Genomic DNA, 13873 nt, shown 5'->3' on the forward strand with positions numbered 1-13873 from the left:
GGATCACGGCGCGGGGATGCCCCTACACTGGACCCGCTATGCCATATCTCGACCATGCAGCCACCACCCCGATGCTGCCCGAGGCGATCGCAGCCATGGGCGCGCACCTCGGGGTCGTCGGCAACGCGTCCTCGTTGCACGCCGCCGGCCGCCGGGCCAGGCGGGTGGTGGAGGAGTCCCGGGAGTCGCTGGCCCTGTCGCTGGGCGCGCGGCCGAGCGAGATCGTGCTCACCGGTGGCGGTACCGAATCGGACAACCTCGCCGTCAAGGGCCTGTACTGGGCGCGCCGGGACGCCGATCCGGCGCGGCGCCGGGTGCTGTGCAGCCCGGTCGAGCACCACGCGGTGCTGGACGCGGTGCACTGGCTCTCCGAGCACGAGGGCGCCCTGGTCGAGTACCTGCCGGTCGACGCGTACGGCCGAGTGCACCCCGAGGCGCTGCGCGAGGCTGTGGAACGCGACCCCGCCACGGTGGCGCTGATCACCGTGATGTGGGCCAACAACGAGGTCGGCACCATTCAGCCGATCACCGAACTCGTCGCCGTCGCACGCGAGTTCGGGATTCCGATGCACGCCGACGCGGTGCAGGCGCTGGGCCAGGTCCCGGTCTCCTTCGCCGAGTCGGGGCTGGACGCGCTGACGGTCACCGGACACAAGATCGGCGGGCCGTACGGGGTCGGCGCCCTGCTGCTGTCCCGCAGCGCAACTCCCGTACCCCTGCTGCACGGTGGCGGCCAGGAGCGCGACGTCCGGTCCGGCACGCTGGACGTCCCCGCTGCCGCCGGGTTCGCCGCCGCGGCGGCCATCGCGGTCGAACGGCGGGCCGAGCACGCGGAGTCGGTCGCGGGCCTGCGGGACGAACTGGTCGCCGGGGTCCTGGCAGCCGTACCGGACGCCGTGCTCAACGGAGACCCGGACCCGGTGGGGCGGCTGGCCGCCAACGCGCACTTCTCCTTCCCCGGCTGCGAGGGCGATGCGCTGCTGATGCTGCTGGACGCCCAGGGCATCGAGTGCTCCACCGGCTCCGCCTGCTCGGCCGGGGTGCCGCAGCCCAGTCACGTCCTGCTCGCGATGGGCGCGGACCCGCTGCTGGCCCGGGCCTCACTGCGCTTCTCGCTCGGCCACGCCTCCACCCGCGCCGACGTCAAAGCCCTGCTCGACGCGATCGAGCCTGCCGTCCGCCGCGCCCGCAACGCAGGACTCGCAGCCGCCGCCCGCCGCTGACCGCACCCCCAGGGACGCGGGGAACTGCGCTGACATCGGCCCAACGCCCCAGGTCGAGTGGGAATCCCTCCAGGGGCGCGGGGAACTGCGCGAAGCGGAAGGCTCCCTGCGGTCAGTGGACCCGGACGGCCCGGCTGCACTTCGTCGCCCGTAATGGCCGGTGCACCTTGCTCCCGGCAGGGGCGGTGCACTCTGTTCCGCCCCGAAACGCCGCACCGTGCCGCTGCGAGGACCGGCCCGGAAGAGTTGCGGCGAGCACGTAGGCTGGGTGCATCATGACTGAGTTCCCTGGCGCCCCCACTGGTCCCAACGACGGCCGTCGACTGCGTGTGCTGGCGGCGATGTCCGGCGGGGTGGACTCCGCCGTAGCCGCCGCCCGAGCCGCCGAGGCGGGTCACGAGGTGACCGGGGTGCACCTGGCGCTCTCCTCGAACCCGCAGTCCTTCCGGACCGGCGCCCGCGGCTGCTGCACCATCGAGGACTCCCGGGACGCCCGCCGGGCGGCCGACGTGATCGGCATTCCGTTCTACGTCTGGGACCTCGCCGAGCGCTTCCGTGAGGACGTGATCGACGACTTCGTCGCCGAGTACGCCGCCGGCCGCACCCCGAACCCCTGCCTGCGCTGCAACGAGAAGATCAAGTTCGCCGCGCTGCTGGACAAGGCGATCGCCCTGGGCTTCGACGCGGTCTGCACGGGGCACTACGCCAGGGTCGTCGATCTCCCGTCCGGTGAGCGGGAGTTGCACCGCGCGGTGGACATGGCCAAGGACCAGTCGTACGTCCTCGGCGTGCTCGACGCCGACCAGCTCGCCCACTCGCTCTTCCCGCTCGGCGACACGACCAAGGACGTGATCCGCGAGGAGGCCGAGCGGCGCGGCCTGGCGGTGGCCAAGAAGCCGGACAGCCACGACATCTGCTTCATCGCGGACGGCGACACCCAGGGCTTCCTGGCCCGGCACCTCGGCACCGCGAAGGGCGACATCCTGGACGCCGACGGCACCAAGCTCGGCGAGCACGACGGCGCGTACGGCTTCACCATCGGCCAGCGCAAGGGCCTGCGGATCGGCCGCCCGGCCGCCGACGGCAAGCCCCGCTACGTCCTGGACATCTCGCCGGTGAACAACACCGTCACGGTCGGCCCGGCCGAGGGGCTGGACGTGCTCGCGCTCACCGCGATCAAGCCGCGCTGGTGCGGCGCCGAGCCGGTCGGCGAGGGCGAGTACACCGCGCAGCTGCGCGCCCACGGCGAGGAGGTCCCGGTGACCGCCTCGCTGGCCGACGGCGAACTGCGGGTGCGCCTCGCCACCCCGGCCCGGGGGATCGCGCCCGGCCAGGCGGTGGTGCTCTACGACGGCACCCGGGTGGTCGGCTCGGCCACCATCGCCGGCACCGAGCGGCGCCCGGTCGGCGCGTGACCCGGCGGGTCCGTCCTGGACGCGGGCAGGTCCCCCGTGCCTCGGCGGACCGCGAGGTGGTAGACCTGTGGGCACTATGAACATCACTGTCTTCTGTTCCGCGTACTCCCTCGACGAGCGCTACACCGCCCCGGCCGCCGAGTTCGCCCGGCTGCTCGGGGAGCACGGCCACACCCTGGTCTGGGGCGGCTCGCACGCCGGGCTGATGGGGCTGCTCGCCGACGGCGTCAAGGAGGCCGGCGGACGACTGGTCGGGATCTCGGTCCAGTTGCTCGCGCACAAGACGTACGAGGGCGCCGACGAGCTGGTGATGACGCGTGATCTCGCCGAGCGCAAGGCCCAGTTGCTGGAGCGGGCGGACGCCGTGGTGGTGCTGGTCGGCGGACTCGGCACGCTGGACGAGGTGACCGAGGTGCTGGAGCTGAAGAAGCACGCCCTGCACGACAAGCCGGTCGTGGTGCTCGACACCGAGGGCTTCTACCAGGGCCTGCGCACCCAGCTGGAGCGGATGGACGCCGAGGGCTTCCTGCCCCGCCCGCTCGCCGAGCTGATCACCTTCGCCGCCGACCCGGCCGAGGCCCTGGCCCACCTCGAAGCCTGAGCCGACAGCCGGCCCGGCCCAGCCCCTCGAAGAACCCACCACCTCGAAGGAGCCCTGCCATGGGTGCACATCTGATCACCGGCGCCGGGTCCGGCATCGGCGCGTCCGTCGCCACCAGGCTCGCCGAACGCGGCGAGCGGCTCTGGCTGCTGGCCCGCGACGCCCGGCGCGCCGCCGAGCTGCGCGAGCGCTTCCCCGGAGCCCGCACGCTGGTCGGCGACCTGGGCGAACCGGCCAAGCTGTCCTGGGCGTTCGGGCACCAGGAGCTGCCGGTCGAACTGGACTCGCTGCTGCACATCGCCGGTGTGGTCCAGCTCGGCGAGATCGGCGAACTGCCGGTCAAGGCCTGGCAGGAGCAGCTGAACGTCAACCTGGTCGCCCCCGCCGAGCTGACCCGGCTGCTGCTGCCTTCGCTGCGGCTCGTCAAGGGCCACGTGGTGTTCGTCAACTCCGGCGCCGGGCTCGACGCGCATGCCACCTGGGGCGCGTACGCGGCCAGCAAGCACGGTCTGCGCGCGCTCGCCGACTCGCTGCGGCAGGAGGAGCACGGCCACGGCGTCCGGGTCACCTCGGTGTACCCGGGGCGGACCGCGACCGCGATGCAGGTCCAGGTGCACCAGCAGGAGGGCAAGGACTACGACCCGTCCCGCTGGATCGACCCCGAGTCGGTGGCGACCGCCGTCCTGACCGCCCTCGACCTGCCCCGCGACGCGGAGATCACCAACCTCACCGTCCGCCCGGGCCGTTAGGCCCCGGGGGCAGGGCCGGCGAGGGGCACGGGGAACTGCGCGCTGCGGAAGGTGACCGCCGTCGCTCGGGCCCGGCGGGCCGGCTGCACCCCGAAAGCCCCGGGTGGGGTTGCTCTTCGGCGGATGAGTGCAGGCGGGTGTCTTCCGTTTCGCGCAGTTCCCCGTGCCCCTGAGGATGTTCCCGACTGCCCTGAAGGGTTCCGTGCAGCTGAGGCCCGAAGGGGCTCCGGCAGGGCCTAGGCTCGACCCCGTGAGTAGCGACTTTCCCTTCCCCGAGCTGACCGGCGCCGCGACGGGCGTCGGGTCGATGCCGGGCACCGACGCCCGTGAGGCCGCCAAGACCGCCGTCGGTGCGCTGGAGCACCTGCCCCATCTGCCGGAGCTGCCGGCCCGTGGGCCCGGCGCCGACATGATCGGCCGCAGCGCCGGTCTGCTGGTCGAGCTGTTCGCGCAGGTGGAGCCGAGCGGGTGGCGGTTCGCCGACCGGCCGGGGCGGGACACCCGGCGGGCGCACTCCTGGCTCGGCGAGGACCTGGACGCCCTGGAGGAGTTCACCCAGGGGTACCAGGGAGCGCTGAAGCTGCAGGCGGTCGGTCCGTGGACGCTGGCGGCCGCCGTGGAGCTGAGGCACGGCGAGAAGGCGCTCGCCGACCCGGGTGCCTGCCGCGACATCGCCGGGTCGCTCACCGAGGGCCTGCGCCGCCACCTGGCCGAGGTCCGCACGCGGGTGCCGGGCGCGCAGCTCGTCCTGCAGCTGGACGAGCCCTCGCTGCCCGCGGTGCTGGCCGGTGCGGTGAAGACCGCCAGCGGCTTCCAGCGGCTGCGCGCGGTGGACCGCCAGGTCGCCGAGGAGCAGCTGCGCGACCTCGTCCGCGCCCTGGACGTCCCGGTCGTGGTGCACAGCTGCGCCCCGCAGGTGCCGATCCCGCTGCTGCGCCGGGCCGGGGTGGCCGGAGTCTCGCTCGACTTCTCGCTGTTGACGGAGCGTGAGGACGAGGACCTGGGTGAGGCGGTGGAGGCGGGCACGGTGATCCTCGCCGGTGTGGTGCCCTCCACTGACGAGGGATTGTCGGACCCGGCCGGTAGTGTCCAGGGTGTCAGGAGGTTGTGGCGCAGGCTCGGGTTCGCTCCGGAGTTGCTGGGCCGCCGGGTGCTGGTGACACCGACCTGCGGGCTGGCGGGGGCGAGCCCCTCGTACGCGCGCCGGGCGCTGTCACTGAGCGTGAAGGCGGCGCAGAGCCTGGTGGACAACCCGGAGTGAGACGGTAGTTGAGACGTAGGAGGGCGGCGTGGTGGCTGCTGTCGAGGGCTGGGAAGACGTGCCGACGGAGGTGCGCAAGCGGCACGCCGAGCTCGCGGTCGAGGTCGAGGAGCACCGCGTCCGGTACTACGAGCAGGACGCTCCGACGGTCAGCGACGCCGAGTTCGACGCGCTGATGCGCGAGTTGGAGGCGATCGAGACCGAGCACCCGGTGCTGGTCACCCCCGACTCGCCCACCCAGAAGGTCGGCGGCGCGCCCACCGAGGGTTTCGCGAAGGTCGAGCACCGTGAGCGGCTGCTCAGCCTGGACAACGCGATGGACGACGAGGAACTGTCGGCCTGGGCCGAGCGGGTCGCCCGCGAGCTGGACGGCCTGGAGTACCACTACCTGTGCGAGCTCAAGGTGGACGGCCTGGCGGTCAACCTCACCTACGAGCACGGCCGGCTGGTCCAGGCCGCCACCCGCGGCACCGGGCGGGTCGGCGAGGACATCACCGCCAACGTCCGCACCATCAAGGAGATCCCGCACCAGCTCAAGGGCGACAGCGTCCCCGAGCTGGTGGAGATCCGCGGCGAGGTCTACCTGCCCACCGAGGCGTTCGAGGAGCTGAACGCCTCGCTCGCCGCCGAGAACGAGCGCCGCCGCGCGGAGAACGAGCAGCGGGCGGCGGCGGGCAGGCGCCCGCAGGCGCTGGTCAAGCTCTTCGCCAACCCCCGCAACGCCGCCGCCGGTTCGCTCCGCCAGAAGGACCCGCTGGTCACCGCCTCCCGTCCGCTGCACATGGTGGTGCACGGCATCGGCGCCCGGGCCGGCTTCGACATCGACTGCCAGTCGCACGCCTACCGGCTGCTGCACGACTGGGGCCTGCCCACCGCCCGGCACAACCGGGTGGTCGCCACGCTCGACGAGGTGCGGGCGTTCATCAAGCAGTACGGCGAGCGGCGCCACTCGGTCGAGCACGAGATCGACGGGGTCGTCGTCAAGGTGGACGAGATCGCCCTGCAGGGCCGGCTCGGTGCCACCTCCAAGTCGCCGCGCTGGGCGATCGCCTGGAAGTACCCGCCGGAGGAGGTCACCGCCAAGCTGGCGCGGATCCAGGTCGGCATCGGCCGCACCGGCCGGGCCACCCCGTTCGCGGTGCTGGCCGAGCCGGTGAAGGTGGCCGGCTCGATGGTCCAGTACGCCACCCTGCACAACCAGCAGGTGGTCAAGGCCAAGGGCGTGCTGCTCGGCGACACCGTGGTGCTGCGCAAGGCGGGGGACGTCATCCCCGAGATCCTCGGCCCGGTGGAGGACTTGCGGGACGGCACCGAGGAGGAGTTCGTGATGCCCTCGCACTGCCACGAGTGCGGCACCGAGCTGCGCCCGATGTCCGAGGGCGACATCGACCTGCGCTGCCCCAACGCCCGGTCCTGCCCGGCCCAGATCCGCGAGCGGATCGCCTACCTCGGCGGCCGCGAGTCGCTGGACATCGAGGGCCTGGGCTATGTCGCGGCCACCGCGCTCACCCAGCCGCTGGAGCCCGCACAGCCGCCGGTCCGCAACGAGGGGGACATCTTCGGCCTGACCGAGGAGCAGCTGCTCCCGATCAAGGTGAAGGTGCGCGACCAGAAGTCCGGCATGCCCAAGCTGGACGACCAGACGGGCGAGGAGAAGGTGGTGACCTTCTTCGCCAATCTCAAGGGCGATCCGAAGAAGACCACCACGCTGCTCCTGGAGAACCTCGACAAGGCCAAGGAGCAGCCGCTCTGGCGCTACGTCAACGGCCTGTCGATCCGCCATGTCGGCCCGGTCGCCGCCCAGGCGCTGGCCCGCGAGTTCCGCGACCTGGACCGGATCTTCGCCGCCTCCGAGGAGGAGCTGGCCGCCGCCGAGGGCGTGGGCCCGATCATCGCCCGCTCCATCAAGGAGTGGTACGAGGAGGAGTGGCACCGGGAGATCCTGGAGAAGTGGCGGGCCGCCGGGGTGCGCTTCACCGAGGAGGCGGCCGAGGACGAGGGGCCGCGTCCGCTGGAGGGCCTGACCGTGGTGGTGACGGGCACCCTGGCCGGCCACACCCGGGACGGCGCCAAGGAGGCGCTGACCTCGCGCGGCGCGAAGGTGACAGGGTCGGTTTCGAAGAAGACCGATTTTGTGGTGGCCGGTGACAACCCGGGTTCCAAGTACGACAAGGCGGTCCAGCTCGGCCTCGCGGTGCTGGACGACGCCGGCTTCGCCGTCCTGCTCGACCAGGGCCCGGAGGCCGCCCGCGCCCACCTGGGGCGGTGACCTCCCGGCCGGGCGCCGGGGAGGGGGCCGATCCCCGTTACCGTCCTGATGCCGCGTCACCCGGGTTCCTGTCCGGGAAAGAGGGCATTCTGTCACTGAGCGGCATTCATGACGGGTGGCGCGCTCAGGGATGTCCGAAAGTCCGCCCTCTCGGCGTACGCCGGAATACCCTGGTGCGCAACAGAGTGTCAGCAGGGGTTGGCGGCATCGGCCTTACCGGCCGGTTCCGCAGGGGACGCCCCGTCACTGGCGCCCACCGGCACCAGCAGGTGCCGCACCGAAAGGCGGCCTGACGGGGCGGGCCCGACGGAGGACAGGGCATATGGATCGTACGACCGGCGGTGCGCCCACACGCCCGCCGCAGGGGGTGGCAGGTGCGGTCCTGCTGCTCGGCGTGCTGCTGGCCGGCGCCGCGCCGCTCATACCGCTGGCCGTTCTGGTCTACCGGTACGAGCCCGAGCTGCTGCCGCTCTTCGCGGTGCCGCTGGCCGTACTGGTCGCCGCCTGGCGGATGGCGCGGGACCGCGCCCGGGACCAACTGACCGACCCGCTCACCGATCTCCCGAACCGCCACGCCCTGCTGCTGGCGGCGCAGGAGGCGATCGCCGAGCACGACGGCGAGGAGGACTACAGCGTCGGGCTGATCCTGCTCGACCTGGACCGCTTCCGATCGCTCAACGACGCATTGGGGCACACGGCCGGTGACCGGTTACTGGTGCACATCGCCCGCCGACTGCACCGGGCGCTGCGCACCGGCACCCACCACCCCGGCCGGGAGGACCCGGAGGACGTCTTCTCCAGCCTGCCGCCGACCATGCAGAACGGCGGCCGGCCGGTGGTGGCCCGGCTCGGCGGCGACGAGTTCGCCGTCCTGCTGCCCGGCGTCGGCCGGCCCGAGACCCTGGAACGGGTCGCGAAGGCGCTGATCGCCGAACTCGCCGCGCCCATCAGGCTGGACGGCCTGCTGCTGGTCCTGGAGGCCAGCGCCGGGGTCTGCGTCTACCCCGAGCACGCCCAGGACGCCGAGGCCCTGCTGCGCCGGGCCGACGTGGCGATGGGCCACGCCCAGCACCGGCGCAGCGGCGTCGAGCAGTACGACGAGGCCCGCGACATCGACACGCCGTACCGGATCGGTCTGCTGGGCGACCTGCGCCGGGCGCTGGAGACCGGCGAGGTGCTGCTGCACTACCAGCCGAAGGTGGCGTTCGACGGCCGGGTGGTCGGCCTGGAGGCCCTGCTGCGCTGGGAGCGCCCCGGGCAGGGCAAGGTGCCGCCGGACGAGTTCATCGGACTGGCCGAGTCCAGCGGCCTGATGCCCCGGCTGACCGACTACGTCCTGGAGGCGGCCGTCGGCCAGCTCGCCGCCTGGCGGGCCCAGGGCCTCCAGGTCCAGGTCGCCGTCAACGTCTCACCGCGCGACGTGCTCAACCCGGGCTTCGCCGGCCGGGTCGCCGACCACCTCGACCGGCACCAGGTCCCCGCGCACGCGCTCCAACTGGAGATCACCGAGCGGCTGCTGCTGGACGACTCCCGGCTGGCCGCCGACACCCTCGCCGAGCTGCGCCGGTACGGCGTCGGCATGTCGCTGGACGACTTCGGCACCGGGCACTCCTCGCTGGTGCGGCTGCGCAGCCTGCCGGTCGGTGAGCTGAAGATCGACCGCTCCTTCGTCTCCCGGATGGTCGCGGACCACCACGACGCGGCGGTGGTCCGCTGCTCGGTCGAGCTGGCGCACTCGCTCGGCCTGACCGTGGTCGCCGAGGGCGTCGAGGACGACGAGACCTGGGAGCGGCTGCACAGCCTGGGCGTGGACGCGGTCCAGGGCTGGCTGGTGTCCGCCGCGCTGCCCGCCGACCAGGCCACCGCCTGGCTGATGGTGCACCGCACCCAGGCCGTCGCGCCGGTCGAGCTGGTGGCCGCACCGCCGGTGCCCAAGCCGCGCCCGGCACTCGGCCAGGCCGTCCCGATCGTCGTCCAGCCGGAGTGACGCCCCGGGCGGGGTCGAACCGCCCGGCGGCGCGCGGGCCGCGCGACCGGCCGTGCACCGCGAGGCGGTCCGATCGCGCGGCTCCCCGTGCCACCGGGGCGTCGTACGGGCGGCCCGCGTGGGGAGCGCCGGGCGCCGTGCGGGTTCCGCCGCAGCCGGTGCCTACCGGGTACCCAATAGGATGTGCCTAGACCAAGAGGACGGGTGTGCCCCAAGAGCCCCCGCCCGGGTCGGGCGCCCGCTGCCCGGCCCACTCCAGAACTCACCTTGAGGATCGCTGCATGCCTGGCATCACGCGCGAGGAGGTTGCCCACCTCGCTCGGCTGTCGCGTCTTGAGTTGCAGGCCGAAGAGCTGGACCACTTCGCCGAGCAGCTCGACGTGATCATCGGCGCGGTCGCCCGCGTTTCCGAGGTCGCCGGACAGGACGTCCCGCCGACCTCCCACCCGCTTCCGCTGACCAACGTCATGCGGGCGGACGAGGTGCGGCCGTCGCTCACCCCGGACCAGGCGCTCTCCGGCGCCCCGGCCGCCGAGGAGCAGCGTTTCCGAGTGCCGCAGATCCTCGGGGAGGACTGACCGAGATGACCGATCTCATCCGCTACACCGCTGCCGAGACCGCCGCCGCCATCGCCACGGGCGAGGTGAGCGCGGCCGAGGTGACCCAGGCCCACCTGGACCGTATCGACGCCGTGGACAAGAAGGTCAACGCCTTCCTGCATGTCGACACCGAGGGTGCCCTGGCCGCCGCCCGCGCGGTGGACGCCAAGCGCGCCAAGGGCGAGGAGCTGGGCCCGCTGGCCGGCGTCCCGCTGGCGCTGAAGGACGTCTTCACCACCAAGGGCGTCCCGACCACCTGCGGCTCCAAGATCCTCGAAGGCTGGATCCCGCCGTACGACGCCACGCTGACCTCGCGTCTGAAGGACGCCGGTGTGGTCATCCTCGGCAAGACCAACATGGACGAGTTCGCGATGGGCTCCTCCACCGAGAACTCGGCGTACGGCGCGACCGGCAACCCGTGGGACCTCTCCCGGATCCCCGGCGGCTCCGGCGGCGGCTCGGCCGCCGCGCTGGCCGCCTTCGAGGCCCCGCTGGCCATCGGCACCGACACCGGCGGCTCGATCCGCCAGCCCGGCGCCGTCACCGGCACCGTCGGGGTGAAGCCGACCTACGGTTCGGTCTCCCGCTACGGTCTGGTCGCCTTCTCCTCCTCGCTGGACCAGGGCGGCCCGTGCGCCCGTACCGTCCTCGACGCGGCCCTGCTGCACGAGGCGATCGCCGGGTACGACCCGATGGACTCCACCTCGATCAACGCGCCGGTCCCGGCCGTGGTCGAGGCCGCCAAGCTGCGCGACGTGCGCGGCATGCGGATCGGCGTGGTGAAGGAGTTCGCCGGCGAGGGCTACCAGGCCGGCGTGATGCAGCGGTTCAACGAGAGCGTCGAGCTGCTGCGCGAGCTGGGTGCCGAGGTCGTCGAGGTCTCCTGCCCGTCCTTCACCCTCGCACTGCCCGCGTACTACCTGATCGCGCCGAGCGAGGCCTCCTCCAACCTGGCCCGCTTCGACGCCATGCGCTACGGCCTGCGGGTCGGCGACGACGGCACCCGCAGCGCCGAGGACGTCACCGCGCTGACCCGTGAGGCCGGCTTCGGCCCCGAGGTCAAGCGCCGCATCATCCTGGGCACCTACGCGCTCTCCTCGGGCTACTACGACGCGTACTACGGCTCGGCCCAGAAGGTCCGCACCCTGATCTCGCGCGACTTCGACGCGGCTTTCGCCGGGGTGGACGTCCTGATCTCGCCGACCACGCCGACCACCGCCTTCCCGATCGGCGAGCGCGCCGACGACCCGATGGCGATGTACCTGGCCGACCTGTGCACCATCCCCTCGAACCTCGCGGGCAACGCGGCCATGTCGCTGCCCTGCGGCCTGGCCCCGGAGGACAATCTCCCGGTCGGCCTGCAGATCATCGCCCCCGCGATGGCGGACGACCGCCTCTACCGGGTGGGCGGCGCCGTCGAGGCCGCACTCAACGACAAGTGGGGACACCCCCTGCTGGAGGAGGCACCGGCACTGTGAGCACCGTGGCAAAGGCGAAGGCCCCCGTCTCGATCAAGGGGTGGAAGCACAGCAAGCCCGGCCTGTGGCTGTCCATCGGCACCAGCGCCTTCGGCGCGGTCTCGATCGTCAAGGACGTCAAGAAGGCCCGCCTGGAGCAGGACACGCTCAAGCTGATCAACGCCGTGGTCGGCGCCGTGGCCCTGGTCACCGGCACCGCCCTGCTGCTGCGCGAGCTCAAGCAGCTCGGCGACGACGACGTCCTCCTGGGCTGACGGCCCGTACCGCCAAGACTTTTAGTGAAGGGGACGCTGTGAGCGTCGAAAACCTGGTCCCGTACGAGGAAGCTCTTGCCTCGTACGACCCGGTGATGGGCCTTGAGGTCCATGTGGAGCTGGGTACCAAGACCAAGATGTTCTGCGGGTGTTCGACCGAGCTCGGGGCCGAGCCGAACACCCAGACCTGCCCGACCTGCCTCGGCCTGCCCGGCTCGCTGCCGGTGGTCAACGCCATCGGCGTGGAGTCGGCGATCAAGATCGGCCTCGCGCTGAACTGCGAGATCGCCGAGTGGTGCCGGTTCGCCCGGAAGAACTACTTCTACCCGGACATGCCGAAGAACTTCCAGACCTCCCAGTACGACGAGCCGATCGCCTTCAACGGCTACCTCGACGTCCAGCTGGAGGACGGGGAGACCTTCCGGGTCGAGATCGAGCGCGCCCACATGGAGGAGGACACCGGCAAGTCCAGCCACGTCGGTGGCGCGACCGGCCGCATCCACGGTGCGACGCACTCGCTGCTCGACTACAACCGGGCCGGCATCCCGCTGATCGAGATCGTCACCAAGCCGATCGAGGGCGCGGGTTCGCGTGCCCCCGAGGTCGCCAAGGCGTACGTCGCCGAGCTGCGCGAGCTGATCAAGGCGCTGGGCGTCTCCGAGGCCCGGATGGACAAGGGCCAGATGCGCTGCGACGTCAACCTGTCGCTGCGTCCGAACGGCACCGAGAAGTTCGGCACCCGCTCGGAGACCAAGAACGTCAACTCGCTGCGCAGCGTGGAGCGGGCGGCCCGGTTCGAGATCCAGCGGCACGCCGCGCTGCTGAACGACGGCCGCACCGTCGTCCAGGAGACCCGGCACTTCCACGAGGACAACGGCACCACCACCTCGGGCCGGATCAAGGACAACGCCGAGGACTACCGGTACTTCCCGGAGCCCGACCTGGTGCCGATCGCCCCCTCGCGGGAGTGGGTCGAGGAGCTGCGGGCCGGACTCCCGGAGCTGCCCCGGGTGCGCCGGGCGCGGCTGCAGGCCGAGTGGGACCTGTCCGACAAGGACATGCAGTCGGTGCTCAACGCCGGTGCGGTGGAGCCGATCCAGCTGACCATCGCGGCCGGCGCCCCCGCCGACCAGGCCCGCAAGTGGTGGATGGGCGAGCTGGCCCGTCGCGCCAACGAGACCGGTACCGACCTGGCCGAGCAGCCGATCACCCCGGTCCAGGTGGCCCGGGTCTGCACCCTGGTCGCCGAGGGCAAGCTGAACGACAAGCTGGCCCGCCAGGTCATCGAGGCCGTGCTGGCCGGCGAGGGCGAGCCGGACGCGGTCGTGGAGCAGCGCGGCCTGGCCGTGGTCTCCGACGACTCGGCGCTCGGCGCGGCCGTGGACCAGGCCATCGCGGAGAACGAGGCGATCGCCGCCAAGATCCGTGACGGCAAGGTCGCCGCGGTCGGCGCCCTGGTCGGCGCGGTCATGAAGGCCACCCGCGGCCAGGCCGACGCGGCCCGGGTGAAGGACCTGATTCTTGAGCGCCTCGGCGTTCAGGCCTAAGGATCCTTAGCCCAAACCGCTGCCTACTTAGGTATCAGAGCCCGTGCCCCCTCCCGACCAGGGAGGGGGCACGGGCTTTCTAAGGTCCGGGGGCCCGGCGGGATCGGGCATGCTCCCGATGTGGCGCACCCCGCTGGGAGAGGAGTCTGTACTCAGGACGAGGGAGGGCCGGCCGAAGGGGCCGACGATCGTCCGATCGGAGGGGGATCCGAGATGTTCGAGTACGAGCTCATCCAGAACCGGGTCGCGGAGCTGCACCGCGAAGCCGAGCACGACCGCCTGGTCCGGGAGGCCCGAGCCGCCCGTACGGCCCGTCAGCGCACCGGCGCCGTGGCCCGGCTGGCCCGCGGCGTACGGCGCCCGGTCGCCCGCCCGCGCGCCGCGCAGCTCGGCGAATGCTGACGGCCGAGCACGGCCCGGGTGCGAACCCGGGCAGCGCGGAGCCGGGAACGCCGGCGGGCCGGGGGGACGAGGGGGAGGACGCCGACGG

At 72.5% G+C, this 13873-nt stretch carries 12 protein-coding genes; all 12 read left to right on the top strand.

The window, feature by feature from the left end; all coding sequences use genetic code 11:
- The first annotated feature begins 38 nt into the window (after positions 1–38).
- The 12 genes from UK12_RS12375 (at position 39) to UK12_RS12430 (ending at position 13785) form a co-directional block, all read left to right on the top strand.
- Entirely contained in the window at positions 39–1223 is a 1185-nt protein-coding gene (locus tag UK12_RS12375; RefSeq protein WP_045302915.1) for a cysteine desulfurase family protein, read from the top strand.
- 323 nt (positions 1224–1546) lie between these two features.
- Positions 1547–2638 carry a tRNA 2-thiouridine(34) synthase MnmA gene (gene mnmA, locus UK12_RS12380; RefSeq protein ID WP_197084795.1) on the top strand — a complete coding sequence of 364 codons (1092 nt, stop codon included), beginning with the start codon at positions 1547–1549 and terminating at the stop codon, positions 2636–2638.
- A gap of 76 nt (positions 2639–2714) precedes the next feature.
- Positions 2715–3239, top strand: a complete 525-nt coding sequence (locus UK12_RS12385) for a TIGR00730 family Rossman fold protein (RefSeq protein WP_045302919.1) — start codon at positions 2715–2717, stop codon at positions 3237–3239.
- Between the two features lie 59 nt (positions 3240–3298).
- Positions 3299–3988 (top strand): SDR family oxidoreductase, encoded by a 690-nt coding sequence (locus UK12_RS12390; RefSeq protein WP_045302921.1) that lies wholly within the window; start codon positions 3299–3301, stop codon positions 3986–3988.
- A 250-nt stretch (positions 3989–4238) separates the two neighbouring features.
- Entirely contained in the window at positions 4239–5249 is a 1011-nt protein-coding gene (locus UK12_RS12395; protein WP_231591166.1) for a methionine synthase, read from the top strand.
- 31 nt (positions 5250–5280) lie between these two features.
- Positions 5281–7518 (top strand): NAD-dependent DNA ligase LigA, encoded by a 2238-nt coding sequence (gene ligA, locus UK12_RS12400; protein WP_045302963.1) that lies wholly within the window; start codon positions 5281–5283, stop codon positions 7516–7518.
- 322 nt (positions 7519–7840) lie between these two features.
- Positions 7841–9505 (top strand): putative bifunctional diguanylate cyclase/phosphodiesterase, encoded by a 1665-nt coding sequence (locus UK12_RS12405; protein ID WP_052681826.1) that lies wholly within the window; start codon positions 7841–7843, stop codon positions 9503–9505.
- A 281-nt stretch (positions 9506–9786) separates the two neighbouring features.
- The gene (gene gatC, locus UK12_RS12410; RefSeq protein ID WP_045302923.1) at positions 9787–10083 is read left to right on the top strand and encodes an Asp-tRNA(Asn)/Glu-tRNA(Gln) amidotransferase subunit GatC; all 297 of its coding nucleotides are present in this window, start codon (positions 9787–9789) and stop codon (positions 10081–10083) included.
- Positions 10084–10088: 5 nt separating this feature from the next.
- Entirely contained in the window at positions 10089–11582 is a 1494-nt protein-coding gene (gatA, locus tag UK12_RS12415) for an Asp-tRNA(Asn)/Glu-tRNA(Gln) amidotransferase subunit GatA (protein WP_045302925.1), read from the top strand.
- Positions 11579–11836 (top strand): hypothetical protein, encoded by a 258-nt coding sequence (locus UK12_RS12420; RefSeq protein ID WP_045302927.1) that lies wholly within the window; start codon positions 11579–11581, stop codon positions 11834–11836. The genes gatA and UK12_RS12420 overlap by 4 nt, the downstream gene beginning before the upstream one ends.
- A gap of 38 nt (positions 11837–11874) precedes the next feature.
- Positions 11875–13383 (top strand): Asp-tRNA(Asn)/Glu-tRNA(Gln) amidotransferase subunit GatB, encoded by a 1509-nt coding sequence (gene gatB, locus UK12_RS12425; RefSeq protein ID WP_045302929.1) that lies wholly within the window; start codon positions 11875–11877, stop codon positions 13381–13383.
- 213 nt (positions 13384–13596) lie between these two features.
- The gene (locus UK12_RS12430; protein WP_045302930.1) at positions 13597–13785 is read left to right on the top strand and encodes a hypothetical protein; all 189 of its coding nucleotides are present in this window, start codon (positions 13597–13599) and stop codon (positions 13783–13785) included.
- Positions 13786–13873 lie beyond the last annotated feature (88 nt).

The organism is Saccharothrix sp. ST-888, assembly GCF_000955975.1.
GTDB lineage: Bacteria > Actinomycetota > Actinomycetes > Streptomycetales > Streptomycetaceae > Kitasatospora.